This window comes from Paraburkholderia sp. CNPSo 3281, assembly GCF_024206515.1.
In the GTDB taxonomy this organism is placed as follows: domain Bacteria; phylum Pseudomonadota; class Gammaproteobacteria; order Burkholderiales; family Burkholderiaceae; genus Paraburkholderia; species Paraburkholderia nodosa.
Map to the genome: position 1 here is coordinate 102,235 of NZ_JAMBPS010000022.1, position 16,030 is coordinate 118,264.

The window sequence follows — 16,030 nt, forward strand, 5'->3', positions numbered from 1 at the left end:
CGCTCTCTCTTCGGCGCTGCCTTTCCCGTATTCTTCGGTCAGTCGGCGGCGCCAGCAAGTCAACGCGCCCGTAGCTCAATGGATAGAGTACTGCCCTCCGAAGGCAGGGGTTGCTGGTTCGATCCCAGCCGGGCGCGCCAAAATTGTTTCGCTTTTCCCACCCTTCTTTTCGTTTTTCCGATGTGCCACTAGCTGACCCGCCAGGGAAGCCGGCTTGCGCTTTCGCATTCGCGCGGCGTCAAACGAAGAATTGCGTGTGAACTTCGTGCCTGCTTGGAGAATTGCGGCGCCAGGGCGTGGCTTAGACTGCCCCCCAGCCCAATTGCATCCAGAACAGCGCCAGCTTGCCCATGTCTGATACCCAACCCCCGAGCGGGGACACCGCCCTGGACGAAGTTGTCTCCCAGGACCCGCCCCTGGCGGCGAGCGCGCGTGCAACGAATAATCTCGTCTATCAGATCTTTTATTCGCCGGAAACTCACGCGGGTCTCGATTCCGGCTTCATCCCGCTCGACAACACGGGGCAGCGGCCAGACTGGTACGAATACTGGCCGATCAGAAACTTCCTGATGCGCGAATCGCTCGACGAGAACACGCGTTACGGCTTCCTGTCGCCCAAATTCGCCGGCAAGACGGGGCTGGATTCCGCGCAGGTGATGCAGTTTCTTTCGGAAACGGCGGACGATGTCGATGTCGTGACGTTTTCGCCGTTTTTCGATCATTCCGCGCTGTTTCTCAATGTGTTCGAGCAGATGAAGTTTCTGCATCCCGGCAGCGACGAAATCATCAAGCAGGCGCTCGAATTCCTCGCACCTGGCATTCAGATGGACAGCGTCGTCATGAGCACGGCCAGCGCGATCTTCTGCAATTATCTCGTCGCGACGCCGGCATTCTGGCGCCGCTGGCTGGAAAAATGCGAGATCTTGTTCCATCTCGCGGAAGATGAAACCAGCGATTTCGGCCGGCTGCTTAGCAGCGACGTGAAGTACGACCACAAAGCGGCGCCGGCGAAGGTATTTCTTATCGAGCGGATCGCTTCGCTGATTCTCGGCACCGAGCCGCAATGGAAAGTGCGCGGCTTCAGCGCGATGAGACTGCCGTTTTCATACAACTCACCGTTCATGGGCAGCGCACTGGACCTCGTCGCCATGGATGCGCTCAAGCGCGCGGCTAACGACACGGGGCATCCGGAATACCTCAACGTGTATTTCCAGATGAGAGCCAGTCTGCTTGATCGTCTTGCTGTAGAGGCAGCCGCACGGTGACAGTAATGTCCTGTAGCAAAACTTCTGAACCTGGGCCGGCAATTTCGCGTCGCGATGGCGACCGGCTAGCTCGCCGCGCCTAAACACGCATAAATTGCCGCAAGGCGTAAAGGAAGTCGACTAAATGTTAAAGAAAGTCGTAGATGATTATTCGATCATTGCTCCAATCGCGAGCTCGGCGCTCACTCCGCAAGGCGCCTCCGCGTCCCCCAAGGAAGTGATCTTTCATATCTTGCAAGACAACTCGCAGGACGTGGATGTGCTCGATATCGGATTTGGCACGGGCGGGCTTGGCAAGCTTATCAAGGCAAATCCGGCCACGGCGCACTGGGCCGTCGACGGTATCGATGGTTTTGATGTCAATTGCAATAATCAAGAATTGTTCGATAGCAAGACATATCGAAATGTCTGGCATGGATTGGCCCAAAATCTGCCGTCCGATCAAATCAGCAAATATAAAATCATCTGCTTGCTGGATGTCATCGAGCACCTGTCGGCCGAAACAGCGAAGTGGTTATTGCGAACGCTGCTTACGTGCATGGGAGACGACTCGTTTCTCTTTATCAGCACGCCATTATGGTTCTATCCGCAAGATCAAATGCAGGATGGCGATCTGGAAGAGCATTTGATCGGCGTTCCCGCTACGTCGATGATGGCACTTATTCCCAGGATGTATTCCATCAACGCGCCGCTCGTGGGCGGCTTCGTTTATGGAAAGCAAAGTCTTGATTTCATTGAATTCTTCCAGCCGACTAGCGACAAGAGTTTTTCGTTCGAGCGCGGGTTGGCCGTTCTCAATGCAATCAATTGCCAGTACAAGCCGGGCGTGCTTTTCAGGTACGACTAGGATCAGGTTCGGGTTGGCGGCGGGCAATCGCACGGCCAATCCGGTGGACCCGTTCGAGAGGTGCGAGAGTTCCTGACGGGCTGTGGTTGTCGCCGCCGGTCTTCGGCTGACCGGCGGCGGCCGCACTTTTCCTTCACATGTTGTGCATTGTGGCGAGAACAGCCACGCACGCGTTCAGTTGGTCACTCCCGCGCGGAAGGCGTCACGACGCCCGCGAAGTCTTCGAATCCAATCCGCTGCATCTCCGCTTCCAGTCGCGGATACCACGCTTCAAGCGAGTCATCGAAAGCCTCGTTGCGATCGTGCTCGGTCCACCAGGTATCTGGCCTGACGAATGCGCTACCTGCGTCCGCCGCTCCGGACCGCTGCTTGAATCTTTGAAAGTATTCGAGGCTTTGGCAAACGTAATGGTTGATTCTGAAGTATTGGTACGTCGGATCGTAATCCGGTCTGCCTGAGACTATGCTGCGTCGATTTTCATCGACAGTGCCATACGGCGTGTTGAAGATATGTGCATTCGGCCCGACCGAGACAGCTTGCCTTCCCCGAACAATGCTCTTGATGTGCCTGTTGGCGAGTACATCGTGTGAATGGCGATATCGATAGTTCTTCGTGATCAGCCCTGCCGGTTCTTCGACATGGCCCGAACTGCCAAAACACGCCCAATACGCTCCAATTGCAGAAATTTTTTCGTAATTGAAGCGCTCTAGCGCGCCGCCAATCGTGCTGTCCGCAACCGGAAACAGAAACTCATCGCCATCAATGAACGCGAGCCAATCGCATTCATGCCCGAAATTCTCATAGGCATGTTGATAAGCGCTCAATTGAATCTGGTTTTGATCGGTGGTCAGAATAAAAGACTTTATGTCATAGAACTGCATGAGCTTCTGCAACACATCCGACGTATCGTCGGTGCAGTTGTGGGCATAAAAATAAAATCGCTCGACACCTGCGAGGTGATGAAATGCAATCCACTCAGGAATCCATGGGGCGCGGTTCTTTTGTATCGTGACAATTCCAGTGCGCATGATAGATCGTGTTATTTGGCCGTAAGGTTAAACTGCGCGTCGCCTTCAACGATGAAATCGGGCGGCGCCGTATACCGCTTACTTCGGTGGTAATTTGTAAGATATCCGACACGAAAATGTCCCGCAGCCGGTGTTCCTGCGCGTGCGATTTGGCGGCCGCTGCAAATATATCGGAAATTCCGAAGCCGAACACGCCTTCAAAAGTCTGACGAATTGGCCCGGCGCCGCGTGGCGTCTGCATTTGACAATCACCGCCAAAGTGCCGCGATTCACGCTGTTTTCTTTCTGAAAGCATCGATTTTCTCAATTGAAACGTTTGCGCCTTTCGGGCGCAAACCATCGGCAGTGCCTATTTCATCGACCGCCTTACAAATATTCTGAAGTTCTTACCAAATTTTTCTTCCAAACCCTTAACTCGCTCTGGCCAGTGCCGTTATGCACGGAGGGTGCACTCCAGCGCTGAGAGCTGGGGTAGTGGCCAATGTTTACAAAGTGCCGACACTTTTTGGTTTGGTGTGATTGTCGGCGGCAAAGGCAGCAGTTAGGCCGCACGCGAACCTCACTGGATGCAATCGGAAGGAAAATAAAACATGACTTCGATCATCTCGTCGCTATCACCGACTCAGGTCGGGCAGCTGTCAACACAGCAATTTGCGACGTTTACTACGGCCGATGTCGCAGCACTGACCACAGCGGATATGAGCAGCCTCAGTTCGGGCCAGCTCAACGCGATCAGTGCATCGGCAATCGTTTCGCTCAGCAGCGCAGCGATCAACCAGCTTCACTCCGAGCAGATTGCGGGGCTCTCCACTTCGGCCCTCCAGGCGCTGAAGACGAATCAGATCGCAGCCATTAGCGCAAGCGCGATCGTCGGTCTGGGCACCGACGCGATCGGCACGCTGCAGACGTTCCAGATCGCCAGCTTGAGCACGGCTCAACTGTCGAATCTCACCTCGGCCCAGGTTGACGCGCTGAACGGCGCCGACATCAAGGCGCTGAGCACCAACCAGGTTGTGAATGGTCTGAGTTCGGCGGGCATCAAGGCACTGACGTCCAGCCAGGTCGCGCAGCTCGGCACGGCGGACCTCAACGCACTGAACACGGCAGAAGTGCAGGCACTGGGCTCGGCGGGCATTGGCCAGCTGACGTCGTCGCAAGTGCAGTCGCTGACCTCGACGGCGCTGAACGCGCTGACGACGTCGCAGCTGGCGACGCTGTCGGTGAACCTGCTGACGAGCGCACAGGTTTCGGGTCTGAGCACGGGCCAGCTCGCGGGACTGAGCGCGACGCAGGTGCAGCAGCTGAACTCGGCTGACCTGCGCGCGCTGAGCACGAGCCAGCTCGTGAACGGTCTTGGCACCGCAGGCATCGCGTCGCTGACCAGCACGCAGGTGCAGTCGCTGACCACGACGGCGCTGAACGCGCTGAGCACGGCACAGCTGGCAACGCTGGCGATCGCCTCGCTGACGACGGGTCAGGTGGCCGGCCTGAGCACGGGCCAGCTGTCGAGCCTGATTTCGAGCCAGGTCCAGCAACTGGGTTCGGCTGATATCAAGGCGCTGAGCACCAGCCAGGTTGTAAACGGTCTGGGTTCGGCGGGCATCAAGGCACTGACGTCCAGCCAGGTCGCGCAGCTCGGCACGGCGGACCTCAACGCACTGAACACGGCAGAAGTGCAGGCACTGGGCTCGGCGGGCATTGGCCAGCTGACCTCGTCGCAAGTGCAGTCGCTGACCTCGACGGCGCTGAACGCGCTGACGACGTCGCAGCTGGCGACGCTGTCGGTGAACCTGCTGACGAGCGCACAGGTTTCGGGTCTGAGCACGGGCCAGCTCGCGGCACTGAGCACGACGCAGGTGCAGCAGCTGAACTCGGCTGATCTCAAGGCGCTGAACAGCTCGCAACTCGCGGCGGGTCTCGGCACGACGGGTATCGCCTCGCTGAGCAGCACGCAGGTGCAGGCGCTGAGCACGGCAACGCTGAACTCGCTGAGTACGGCACAGCTGGCAACGCTGGCAATCGCCTCGCTGACGACGGGTCAGGTGGCGGGTCTGAGCACTGCGCAGCTCTCGAGTCTCGGTTCGTCGCAGCTCCAGAACCTGACGACGGCCGAAGCGAAGTCGCTCAGCTCGAGTCAAGTCGGTTCGCTGTCGACCGCGGGTCTCGCGGGCCTCAGCAGCAGCGCTCTGCAGAGCCTGACGACGAGCCAGATCTCGGGCCTGACCAGCAGCCAGCTGGCCAACGGCTTGACCACCAGCCAGCTGAACTCGCTGACCAGCACCCAGGTCAACGCGCTGACGTCGGCGCAGGTGGCGGGTCTCAGCAGCGATCAGCTCCAGGCGCTGCATGTTCACTAAGCGCTGAAGCTAGCGCACGGCTACGTCCTCGCGCGCGCCCGAAAGGGCCGCGTGAGGGACGTATCGGAGACACGACAGAAGTATTGTTCACGAGGCCAGGCCTACCACCCCACGGTATGCTTGGCCTCTTTTATTGAGGGCTACTGCCATTTGAGGCGACTGTCCGACAACGTTTGCTCAACTCCATCTACTTATGATTTCCCAGACGAATCCGGTCGATGCCGGATACACAGGCAAGCTCGTGTCGGCCTGGCGCGCAGGCCTCAGCCTGAACGAGGTCGTTGACTACTGTTCTTCGCTGGGCGCGGCCGGCCAGCATGAACTGGCTGCTGTGCTTTACCAGACCTGGCTCGCCCACAACAACACGCCGTTCAATCATTTTGTTTTGTTCAATCTCGGCGCGAGCTACAACGCGCTCGGGATGACCGAAGAGGCGAAGAGCGCTTTTCTGCGCGTCGTCGAGCTTGCGCCTTCGTTTGCGCAAGCGCACGTCAACCTTGCCATCATCTACGAGCGTATCGACCGGATCGACGCTTCGATTGCCGAATGGACGTGGGTTGCGAATACCGCCTCGCCCACCGATCCCGAGAACGCGCCATTGCGCATACAGGCGTTCAACAATCTGGGGCGGATTCATGAGAACAAGCGCAACTACGGCGAGGCGATGAACTGGCTCATCAAGAGCCTGGAAGTCGATCCATCGCAGCCGGACGTGCTGCATCACCTCGTTTTCCTGCGCGCGCGGGCCTGCGAGTGGCCGGTCTACGTATCGCTGCCAGGCGTCGATCCCGCACTGATGCGCCGCTCGACCTCTGCCCTCGGAATGATCTCCCAATCGGACGATCTCGAGGAACAGCTTGCCGCCGCGCGCAACTTCGTCGCCGCCAAGCTCAATTGCGACGTGCCCGCATTGGCGGAGAAGAAAAACTACGGACACAAGAAGATCCGTATTGGCTATCTGTCTTCAGATCTGTGCCTGCATCCGATCGCCATGCTGGCGGCCGAACTGTTCGAGCTGCACGACCGCAAGCGCTTCGAGGTGTACGGCTTTTGCTGGACTAAGGAGGACGGCTCGGCGCTGCGTCAGCGCGTGATTCGCGGCATGGATCATTTCGAGCGCATTGACGGCCTCACGGACCAGGAGGCAGCGGAGCAGATCCGCAAGCACGAGATCGACATTCTCGTCGACCTGCACGGACAGACACTCGGTGCACGCCCGCAGATTCTCGCCGCGCGTCCGGCTCCGATTCAGGTGACGTATCTCGGACTCGTGGCCACAACGGGCTTCCCGTTCATCGATTATGTCGTCGCCGATGAGTTCGTCATCCCGAAGAAGTCTGCGAAGTACTACACCGAAACGCCGCTCTACATGCCCGACGTCTATCAGGTAAGCGACCGCCAGCGCGTGATTGCCGCGGCGCCGTCACGCAAGGATAGCGGGTTGCCCGAAGACGGCATTGTGTTCTGCTCGTTCAACAACAATTTCAAATACACGCCAGAGGTCTTCGACGTCTGGATGCGCATTCTCTCGCGCGTGCCAGGCAGCGTGCTCTGGCTGCTCGCGGACAACGCCTGGGCGCAAGCCAATCTGCGCAAGGAAGCGCAAAAGCGTGGCGTCGATCCGCAGCGCCTCGTGTTCGCGCCGCGTGTGACGCCCGAAGCCTATCTCGCACGCTACCTTGTCGCCGACCTGTTCCTCGACACGTTCCCGTTCAACGCGGGCACGACGGCCAACGACGCGCTCTGGGCCGGCCTGCCGCTTCTGACCTGCTCGGGCCAGTCGTTCGCCTCGCGCATGGCTGGCGCGCTCCTGACTGCAGCCGGGCTGCCGGAGCTGATTACCCATACATGGGAAGGCTACGAGGAAAAGGCGGTCGCACTCGCGCACGACCCGGCTGAACTGCGCCGCCTGCGAGGCGAGCTGGCGCAGGTTAAGGAGAGCGGGGTGCTTTACGATACGCCCAAGTTCGTGCGCAATCTCGAGAAGCACTTCAAGCGCGTGGTAGGCGAACTCGCCGCGTAGGGGAAAGGCATGGAAAGCAGACGCGCAGCATGTTGACTGGTGCCGCGCCACTTGCGTAGGCCGAACGCCGGACCGGCCTGCGCCTCGCACAGAAGAAAAAAGCCCGCGCGCGGCGGGCTGAGGCGATGGTGTCGCGAACTACCGTTAGATTGTGCTCACAGAACGCTTGCCCTGAACACGTACTGGAGCGCTTTCGAGTCCTCGACCGCAACGTTCGCATCGGCGCCCGCTGCAGTCGCCATCGCGCGAATAACGGGCAAAAAGGCTTCGCGTTGCGGTTCGTTGAATACGCGGGCCTTGCCGGCATCGACGATAAAACCTGCGTTGCGAAACATTTCCAGCATCGTGACGCGCGAAAACCAGCGGATATGCGTGCGGTCGAATAATCCGGAATCCTGATACCGGAAATCGCCAATGCTCAAACGCGCCTGCACACTCCAGTGCTGCGCGTTGGGAATGCACGCCACGACGCACCCGCCACGATCCATCGACCCGCGGATTTTCTTCAAGAGCGCCCAGGGATCGTAAAGATGTTCGAGCACGTCTCCGAAGACCCAGCAGTCGGCGTCGAAGTCCGTGCGCAATTGCTCGACGGGTACCTGTTCGATATCCACATCGACTACACGGTCACAATGCTCGCGCGCCATCTCGGCATACGCCGGAACGATTTCGATGCCGGTGTAATGCACCGCCGGATTCAATTTTTTATATTCGCGCGCCAAAGCACCGGAACTGCAACCCACTTCCACCACGCGCCGGGCACCTGCTGGCATGAGCTTGAGCAAATCTGGGTTGTGATTCTGGTGAACAGGAGTTTGATCCACCGTACTACTCCTTATATTTGCTTAAATAAAGATCGTAACCTTCGCGCCACGAGCGCGATCCAAACGAGCCGACGCTTTCATGAACCACGCTCAGCGACCACGTCCCCATGCGCAGGCCCTTGAGTTCGGCCTGGCGGCAGAAGTCCATATCGTAAAAGTGGAATTCGAACTGCTCATCGAAACGCAACTCCCGGCGGTTGATCGTTTCGCTATCGGCAATCAGCAGCAGGCCGTCGAGGAGCTTGCATTCCTTTCCGGAAGGGCCGAACGTCAATACGTTTTTGCTTGGGAATCCCTTGCCATGAGCGACAGTTCCGCTCACGTACTGGGGCTCTTCTCGGCGCAGGTCTGGCGTGGGATAGCACCATGCCGGCTGGCGCGGCAATCGGCGCACGTTGCCGGCCAGACCCACTACGTCAAAACGGGCGAGTGACTCACGGATACGCTCGTTCCAGAAGTTATCGCTAAGCCAGACGTCATCGTGAACGAATACGAGAATGGCCGGATGCTGCGTCGCGTAATCGATTGCCTCGTTGTAGATGCTGGAGAGTCCGCGCGTATTGTTGTCGAACAACTGAAGCTGTAAACCGGGCAGGCTTTCGTAGAGATTCAGCGAGCGCCCGAGCGCCGTTTCGCTAAAGAACTGCTGGCGGTTGCAACGCGTCCCGCAGACGAAGCGAATGGGTTTCATACCTGCGGGAAGGCCGCCGGTGTCGATCACTATGGTTTGTCGTACCACCGGTTGCGATTCGCGCGCCGGGGCTTCGACCGGCAACGCCGGCGTATTCCCGGTCTGCGCCAGCACCTCGAAATGCTCGGGTTCGAGCCCGTCGCACCATCGCCGCCACATGATGCGCAGCGCGCGCGACGCGGCATCGGCGATCGTGCTCGCGTCGATGAGCGGCGACTGCATGCAATGCTGACGAAGCTCGCGGCGCACCGTTGCGAGCGCATCGAGATCGTCGGCCAGCGCGGCGCATTTGCGCACGAAGTCCTCCTTGTCGCGCGCGACGAATGCCTCGTCGAGCCCGAGGTGCGACAGCCATCCCGTGCTGCCGCGGCTCGCCATCGAAACGCTGGGCAGCGTCATGGTGGGCACGCCCATCCACAGGGCCTGCATCGTGGTGGTCGAACCGGCGAACGGGAACGCGTCGAGGCACACGTCAATCAGATTGTGCTGCTGCAAATAGGTCGTCACCCCCTTGCGCTGCAGAAAGCCGATGCGCTGCGGGGAGACTCCTTCGTCCGCGAACATTTTCGCGAGCTTGCTCATTTGCTCCGGCGCCGTAATGGCGCCGATGAGCATGCGTGAATTCGGCACCTCGCGTAGCACGCGTGCCCAGAGCGCGACAACTTCCGGCCCGACCTTCACGAGCCGGCTGAAACTGCCGAACGTCAGGTAGCCGTTTTTTAGGGCCGGCAACGCGTTCACGTCCGGTGCTTGCGGGTGAGGCTTGAATGGCGCGAGCGCCGGGAGAAACACGAGCTTTTCGGAGAACTGATCGGCGAACTGTTCGAGCGGCGTGACGAAACGGTCTGACATGTAATAGTCGATGGCCGTCAGGCCGGTTGTGGCCGGATTGCCGATCCAACTGACCTGGACCGGCGCCGGTTTGTGCGCGAAGGTCACGAGCCGGTTGCGGCCGGTATGGCCAGACAGGTCGATCAGAATGTCGATGCCGTCGTCGCGGATCTTCTGCGCGAATGCGGTGGCGTTCAGGCTGAAGACTTCGTGCCACTCGTGCGCGTGTGCCCGGATTTCCTTCGTGAAACCGTCGCTGACCACATAGTTCGAGTAAATGTGCAGCGACAGGCTGGGGTCGCGCGCCAGATACTCCAGTACAGAGAGAAAGAAATAAGCGACTGGGTGATTCACCAGGTCTCCCGAAACGAAGCCGACTTTCAGGCGCCGTGACGGATTACGATTGTTCGTATGCTTCGGCCAGCGCGCGCGCAGGGGGGCTTCCTGGTGAGCCGAGAACTCGCGGAACTCCGCGAATGCGCTTGCCGCATCGAGATCGATCTTGTGCATCAGGCAGAACAGCAGATTGCTGCGTGTTGCGGCCTGCGTGGGTGCCAGTTCGAGTGCACGGCGAAAGGTGGCTTCCGCTTCGTCATACAGCCCGTGAAGCATCAGGGCGTTGCCGAGCGCGTCGACTTCGAGAGCGTCATTCGGCGCCAGTTCCACTGCACGCCGGGCATGGACGAGCCCCTCGGCGTGTTGGCCCATCGCCTGCAAGGCACTTCCCAGCGTGCGATGCAGTGCTACGCATTCAGGATGCCTTTCGAGACCTTGACGGCAGCGTACGGCTGCTTTCCGGTACTGGCGGGTGACAAGCAGCCCGTCGGTCAGCATGGTCTGGGCGATGAGATCGTTGGGAAGCAAGTCAGCGGCACGCTCCGCGGCGCCTACGGACTCTGGGTACTGGCCCGCGTTTCGCAGGGTGGTGGCGAGCGCAAGCCAACATTCGCCATGCGACGGATATTGCTGCGTGAGGCGTTGGGCAAACTTCAGCGCGGCATTGAGTTTTCCAGAACTGGCGAGCTGCGTAAATTCGCGCAGCTCCCGTGGAGTTGCGCGGCGCGTATCGATGTGCCCGGTGGTCGCGGCTTTCGCCGTTTCTGGCGCTTCTTGCACAGGCGTTTCGCTTTGCGTCGCGGCTGCGTGCAAGGGCGCGCGCGCGGGCTCGCTCGAGGCATTGGACTGGCTGATGCGAGTGCTCAACGTCTCGACGGCCTCTGCAGGAAGGCCGTATTCCCGATGCGCGATGGAGAGTGCGATTCGCGCCGCTTCCAGCTGATTGCTTCCGATAAGGGCGTTGATGTAGTAGACCCAAATTTGCCCGTTCGTCGGCACCTGACCGAGCGCGGCTTCGAAATGCGCCACGGCCTCGGCCGGCTGTTCCGTTTGCATGCGCAGCACCCCAAGATGGTAGTGGGCGTCGACATGATCGCTTACGCGCTCGAGGACGGCGGCGTAGAGTGAGGCAGCCGGGGCGTATTCCTTCTTGCGATGGTGTTCGATCGCGATTTCCATCATGGCGAGTGCGATGTCGCCTGCTGGCTGTAATTCGGGCGGCGGCGCGGTGATTTCGGTCGGAGTCGGGAAGGCAGTCATGACAAAGGCGAGCTTGCGCCGCGGGAAGCAATGGTAAGGAAATTATGGCGGCCGATCCCTTCCGGTAATGCGCCGAGTTGGCGTCAAAACGGCTGCCAATTCGACTGCTAGGGGCGTTGGCCGGCGCGCAAAAAGGGCGCGCAAAGAAAAAGCCCGCACTAGGCGGGCCGAGAGACGCAAATGCGCCGCGAAAGGCGCAATCGTTAGTCGTTGTTCGTGAACGCGCAGCGAAGCCTGTGTTTCAGAACTGCGCGACGCGCTGATACTGGTTCACGTTCCGCGTAGCTTGCATGGCCGAGCGGAATTCGGCGCTCAGTGCGGTCTGCGCCGACCGTGCCTCTGCGGCGATACGTGTATCGATTGCGTGGACCCGCTTGAGCATGTCGAGCGCGGCGTCCGTTTGCTTGGCGGAGAGCGACATGAGTAGCGGCGAGCGCTGGTTCGCGAGCTCGGCCGCCTTTTCCCACTCCCCGACAGCCGCTGCCTGCTCGATGTCTTTCGTAATCTGCCAGATGCGATCGATGGGCGCTGCGAATTCCATGTCGTCTCTCCTGCGCGACGCGCTTAGCTCTTGTTGGTGGCCAGCGCACCTGCGCTATTGGTGCCGCCGAAGAGCTGCGTGAGGTATTGCTGGTTGCTGTTCATCGTCGCCATCAGCGTATTGAGCGCGGTGAACTGGGCGGTGTACATGCTGGTGAGCTGCGACTGATACTCGGCGAGATTCGACTGCTGTGTCGAGAGGTTCGTCAGGTCAGTCTGGATCGAGTTGGTACGCGTCGTGATGACGCCGGTGCTCGACGAATAGCTCGTGATGTTGTTGTTCAACTGGGCGGCGACGCCGTTGGTCGAATTGAACAGCGCGGCCACGGTCGACTGATTGTTCTGCAGTGCGGTGTTCAGCGTACTACTGTCGACCGAGAGCGACCCGTCCGAATTCAGCGTGACGCCGATCGAAGCGAGGCTGGTCGTCGTGCTGCCGCTCTTTACGCCCGTCGCCACGATCGTCGCGAGCTGGTTCTGAATCATGTTCAGCGTCGAGTCGCCGAGCAGCACGCCTTGCGACGTCGAGGTCGAGCTGAACGACGTGAGTGTGGCCATCGTCGTCACGAGCGTGTTGTAGAGCGTGACGAAATTGTTGATCGCGCTGGATTCCGCGCTCGTGTTCTGCGCGACCGTGAGCGTTTGTGCGCCGCTGCCCGTGCTCGACGTATCGACGGCCGCCGCGGTGAGGTTCAGCGTGACGCCGGAAAGCGCTGAGGTCACCGTGTTCGTCGAGCTGGTCGCGCCCGTGCCGTCGATCGTGAAATAGGCGTCCTGTGCGGCCGTGGACTGCGTCCAGGTCGTCGTGTTGGAGATCGTCGACTGGTTGGCGGTGAGGTTGGCCGAAGTCGCGCTCGAGCTCGTGATCGCCGTACCCGCCGTGGTCGTCACGGCCAGATTGTTCACTGCGTCGCTGGAATTCGAGTCGCTGATCGCGATGCTGATGCCGTTCTGCGAACCGGTCGACGTCGAGTGCAGCACGAGGTGCGCGCCGTCGGCGCCGTTGACGACCGTTGCCGTCACGCCCGGGTTGTTGGTGGCCGAGTTGATCGCCGACGCAATGCCAGCAACCGTGCTGTTCGAGTTGTTGAGCGAGATCGTGGTGCTGGCGCCGTTGACGGTCAGCGTCATCGTGGCGGAGCCTCCTGACCCGACGAGCGCCGTGGTTGCGCCGTAGCCGGTCGAGGTGAGCACCTGAGCCTGAGCCACCTGCTTCAGGTCAACCGAATAGGACCCGGCTGCCGCGCCGCTGCCTGCGGTGGCCGTAATGCCGGTGCCGCTGAGCGTCGTGCTGAATGCATTGAGGGTCGTGCCGTCCGAGAGCGGCGAGAGGCCTGCCTGAAGTGCGGAGAGCGCGGCGGAAAGCGCGCCGTACGCGGAAATCTCGGTGTTGTCTTGCGTCTGCTCGGCGCTGATCGTCGCGGCTTGGCCGGCAGTCTTGGCATTGACGAGCGCGGTGACGAGCGAGTTCACGTCCATCGACGAGTTGCCGGTCGAGCCGCTGACGATCGACTGGGCGGCTTGCTGCAAAGCGGCGTTGCTCGCTGCAGTTGTAGCGGCGACGCTACTTGCGATCGTGCTGGCTGTCGAACTGGATACGGTGGACATGAAGGGGCTCCGTGCGTCGGCGTTGCAGTGTCAATCGGTTCAAGTCTGCAAAACGCCAATCGGGAGGCGATCCTCCCGATTGGCTTGCGTTGCGCTCACGGGTATGGCGGCCGGGCGCGCAACGCTTGGGCTAGAGAAGCTCGTATTACTGGAGGAGCTTCAGGATCTGCTGCGGCTGCGAGTTCGCTTGTGCGAGCACCGAGATACCCGCTTGCTGCAGCACTTGCGCCTTGCTCAGGTTCGCCGTTTCTTCTGCGAAGTTGGCGTCCTGGATCGACGACTGGGCGGTCGACAGGTCGGTCGACTGAGCTTGCTGCGTCGTGCCGATTGCCGTGAAGCGGTTTTGCGCTGCGCCGAGCGTTGCTTGCAGGTTGTTCAGCGTGTTCAGCGCGTTGTCGATCGACTCCATGGCCATGCTTGCGCCGCTTGCCGTGCTGATGTTGACGTTTGCAACATCCGTCGGCACGTTGTAGGAGTTGATCTGCGACGTCACTGCGGCTTCGGCCGTCGAGTTGCCCGCGCCGGAGGTCGCTGCCACATCCAGATTCTGGAGGTTCGTATCGGTGAGCGACAGTGCCGTGCCCGAGCCCAGGATAACGCCGTTGCCGTTGGCGTCTGCGGTAACCGTAGCACCGGTTGCCGAGAACAGAGCGTTGACGGCCGTCGAATTCAGCGCTTGGTTGTTCTGGTCCGTGAACGTGAAGCCGCCGCTGCCATCGGAAACCACGTTGATGGAGCTGATTGCTGCGCCGGCAACCGAACCGCCGTTTGCGTTGACATCAGCCGTGCCGTCCGAGTTCAGGCTCAGGCCGGTGTACGAGCCGAGCGTCTGGCCAGCTTGCGGCACGCCGCTGCCGATCGAAGCAGCCGACATGTCTTGGTTCAGGCTCAGGCTGATCGTCTGACCGACGTTCGCGCCGACCTGGAACGACACGGTACCGAGCGAACCGTTCAGCACGTTCATGCCGTTGTACGTCGTTTGCGAAGCGATACGGTTGATTTCCGAAACTTGCTGGTTCACTTCCTGTTGCAGTGCTGCGCGGTCGTCCGAGGTCATCGAGCCGTTGGCCGCTTGCGTGGCCAGCTGGCGGATACGCTGCAGGCTGCTCGTCAGCGACGACAGACCGCTCGATGCCGTTTGAACCAGCGAAACGCCATCATTCGAGTTCGACACACCCTGATTCAGACCGTTGATCTGGGTCTGCATGATGTTCGAGATCGCGAGGCCTGCTGCATCGTCAGCTGCGCTGTTGATGCGCTTACCCGACGACAGGCGCGTGATCGCTTGCGACAGCGCGCTGCCCGAGCCCGTCAGGTTCTGTTGCGCGACGAGCGAGTTGATGTTGCTGTTAATTCCGAGCATGGAAATTCTCCTAAGCGGGCTGAAAGCCCGTTACAAGCCACTATGGCCGCGGCGGGTGCAATCTTTCATTGCTGGCCGCCTCAGTGAAGGTTGTCGGCGTGGGTAAAAAAAACTTGAGGGGAAGCATCGACAATCGAGACCTCATTTGCGCGGTGCATAAAAAGTCCTGTTGCGCCGCGCTTCGTGCTTCCCGCTTCCCTCACGCATTCATGCGTCTTGCAGTTTGCAAGCGTGTTTACGGCAGGTATCGCGCGTGGTTTAGTGCAGTGACGTCGGCCGCGCGCCCGTGCCCGCTGCAGCGCGCCGCGAGGCGGCGTATCCTCAGCGGTTCCCCGTTCGCCCTTTTTACTGGAGGCCCCATGGAACTACGCAGGATCGGCACTTCCTCGTTGCAGGTCGCCCCGCTCATGTTCGGCGGCAACGTCTTCGGCTGGACCGCAGATGAAGCCACCTCGTTCTCGATCCTCGACGCCTTCACCGACGCCGGCCTCAACTTCATCGACACCGCCGACGTCTACTCAGCCTGGGTGCCCGGCAACCAGGGCGGCGAGTCGGAGACGATCATCGGCAAGTGGATCGCGAAGAGCGGCAAACGCGACAAGGTGGTGATCGCAACGAAGGTCGCAAAAGATGCGCGCCGCCCGGGACTTTCCGCCGCCAACATCGCGGCTGCCGTGGAAGATTCGCTGCGTCGTCTGCAGACCGATTACATCGACGTGTACTTCTCGCACGAGGACGACCCGAAAGTCCCGCTCGAGGAAACACTCGGCGCGTATCAGCGGCTGATCGAGGCCGGCAAGGTGCGTGTGATCGGCGCGTCGAACTACACGGGTGCGCGCGTCGAGGAAGCGCTCGCGGTTTCGACGAAGTCCGGCCTGCCCGCGTACCAGATCATCCAGCCCGAATACAACCTGTACGACCGCGCCCGGTACGAGGCCGATCTCGAACCGGTGGCCATGGCGCAGAAGCTTGCGGTCGTGCCCTATTACAGTCTCGCGAGCGGCTTTCTCTCGGGCAAGTACCGTTCGCGTGAGGATCTCGCGAAGAGCACGCGTGG

Annotated in this window: 12 protein-coding genes and 1 tRNA gene; 6 read left to right on the forward strand and 7 right to left on the reverse strand. The window is 60.4% G+C overall.

Annotation, left to right across the window (positions count from 1 at the left end):
- Positions 1 to 64 precede the first annotated feature (64 nt).
- The 3 genes from M3I56_RS21690 (at position 65) to M3I56_RS21700 (ending at position 2,112) form a co-directional block, all read left to right on the forward strand.
- Positions 65 to 140: transfer RNA gene (locus M3I56_RS21690), tRNA-Arg, on the forward strand.
- Between the two features lie 210 nt (positions 141 to 350).
- Positions 351 to 1,265, forward strand: a complete 915-nt coding sequence (locus M3I56_RS21695) for a hypothetical protein (RefSeq protein WP_254355751.1) — start codon at positions 351 to 353, stop codon at positions 1,263 to 1,265.
- Between the two features lie 124 nt (positions 1,266 to 1,389).
- A complete protein-coding gene (locus tag M3I56_RS21700; protein WP_254355752.1) occupies positions 1,390 to 2,112 on the forward strand; it encodes a methyltransferase domain-containing protein in 723 nt (240 codons plus the stop codon).
- Positions 2,113 to 2,294: 182 nt separating this feature from the next.
- Here the strand turns inward: M3I56_RS21700 and M3I56_RS21705 are convergent, their stop codons facing one another.
- Positions 2,295 to 3,140 carry a glycosyltransferase family 92 protein gene (locus M3I56_RS21705; RefSeq protein WP_254355753.1) on the reverse strand — a complete coding sequence of 282 codons (846 nt, stop codon included), beginning with the start codon at positions 3,138 to 3,140 and terminating at the stop codon, positions 2,295 to 2,297.
- Entirely contained in the window at positions 3,088 to 3,435 is a 348-nt protein-coding gene (locus tag M3I56_RS21710) for a hypothetical protein (protein ID WP_254355754.1), read from the reverse strand. Before M3I56_RS21710 ends, M3I56_RS21705 begins: the two co-directional genes overlap by 53 nt.
- Before the next feature lie 403 nt (positions 3,436 to 3,838).
- Between M3I56_RS21710 and M3I56_RS21715 the strand changes: the two genes are divergently transcribed.
- Both M3I56_RS21715 and M3I56_RS21720 read left to right on the forward strand, forming a co-directional pair.
- On the forward strand, positions 3,839 to 5,497 hold the full coding sequence (locus M3I56_RS21715) for a hypothetical protein (protein WP_254355755.1): 1,659 nt from the start codon (positions 3,839 to 3,841) through the stop codon (positions 5,495 to 5,497).
- Between the two features lie 193 nt (positions 5,498 to 5,690).
- Positions 5,691 to 7,520 (forward strand): acetylglucosamine transferase, encoded by a 1,830-nt coding sequence (locus M3I56_RS21720; RefSeq protein WP_254355756.1) that lies wholly within the window; start codon positions 5,691 to 5,693, stop codon positions 7,518 to 7,520.
- A gap of 155 nt (positions 7,521 to 7,675) precedes the next feature.
- Here the strand turns inward: M3I56_RS21720 and M3I56_RS21725 are convergent, their stop codons facing one another.
- The 5 genes from M3I56_RS21725 to M3I56_RS21745 all read right to left on the reverse strand — a co-directional run bounded on the left by M3I56_RS21725 (position 7,676) and on the right by M3I56_RS21745 (position 14,973).
- Complete coding sequence (locus M3I56_RS21725) at positions 7,676 to 8,344, reverse strand: class I SAM-dependent methyltransferase (RefSeq protein ID WP_254355757.1); 669 nt, start codon at positions 8,342 to 8,344, stop codon at positions 7,676 to 7,678.
- Between the two features lie 4 nt (positions 8,345 to 8,348).
- On the reverse strand, positions 8,349 to 11,462 hold the full coding sequence (locus M3I56_RS21730) for a tetratricopeptide repeat protein (protein ID WP_254355758.1): 3,114 nt from the start codon (positions 11,460 to 11,462) through the stop codon (positions 8,349 to 8,351).
- Positions 11,463 to 11,703: 241 nt separating this feature from the next.
- Positions 11,704 to 12,003, reverse strand: a complete 300-nt coding sequence (gene fliT, locus M3I56_RS21735; RefSeq protein WP_254355759.1) for a flagellar protein FliT — start codon at positions 12,001 to 12,003, stop codon at positions 11,704 to 11,706.
- Between the two features lie 23 nt (positions 12,004 to 12,026).
- Positions 12,027 to 13,610 (reverse strand): flagellar filament capping protein FliD, encoded by a 1,584-nt coding sequence (fliD, locus tag M3I56_RS21740; RefSeq protein ID WP_254355760.1) that lies wholly within the window; start codon positions 13,608 to 13,610, stop codon positions 12,027 to 12,029.
- A gap of 145 nt (positions 13,611 to 13,755) precedes the next feature.
- Positions 13,756 to 14,973, reverse strand: coding sequence for a flagellin (locus tag M3I56_RS21745; protein WP_254355761.1), 1,218 nt, complete (start codon positions 14,971 to 14,973; stop codon positions 13,756 to 13,758).
- 359 nt (positions 14,974 to 15,332) lie between these two features.
- Between M3I56_RS21745 and M3I56_RS21750 the strand changes: the two genes are divergently transcribed.
- Positions 15,333 to 16,030, forward strand: a 698-nt coding sequence (locus M3I56_RS21750; RefSeq protein WP_254355762.1) for an aldo/keto reductase, incomplete at its 3' end; no start/stop codon positions are given.

Excerpts from the sequence above, each read along its gene's own strand:
- M3I56_RS21695 (WP_254355751.1), top strand. The coding sequence starts at position 351 with ATGTCTGATACCCAACCCCCGAGCGGGGACACCGCCCTGGACGAAGTT.
- M3I56_RS21700 (WP_254355752.1), top strand. The coding sequence starts at position 1,390 with ATGTTAAAGAAAGTCGTAGATGATTATTCGATCATTGCTCCAATCGCG.
- M3I56_RS21705 (WP_254355753.1), bottom strand. The coding sequence starts at position 3,140 with ATGCGCACTGGAATTGTCACGATACAAAAGAACCGCGCCCCATGGATT.
- M3I56_RS21710 (WP_254355754.1), bottom strand. The coding sequence starts at position 3,435 with ATGCTTTCAGAAAGAAAACAGCGTGAATCGCGGCACTTTGGCGGTGAT.
- M3I56_RS21715 (WP_254355755.1), top strand. The coding sequence starts at position 3,839 with ATGAGCAGCCTCAGTTCGGGCCAGCTCAACGCGATCAGTGCATCGGCA.
- M3I56_RS21720 (WP_254355756.1), top strand. The coding sequence starts at position 5,691 with ATGATTTCCCAGACGAATCCGGTCGATGCCGGATACACAGGCAAGCTC.
- M3I56_RS21730 (WP_254355758.1), bottom strand. The coding sequence starts at position 11,462 with ATGACTGCCTTCCCGACTCCGACCGAAATCACCGCGCCGCCGCCCGAA.
- fliT (WP_254355759.1), bottom strand. The coding sequence starts at position 12,003 with ATGGAATTCGCAGCGCCCATCGATCGCATCTGGCAGATTACGAAAGAC.
- fliD (WP_254355760.1), bottom strand. The coding sequence starts at position 13,610 with ATGTCCACCGTATCCAGTTCGACAGCCAGCACGATCGCAAGTAGCGTC.
- M3I56_RS21745 (WP_254355761.1), bottom strand. The coding sequence starts at position 14,973 with ATGCTCGGAATTAACAGCAACATCAACTCGCTCGTCGCGCAACAGAAC.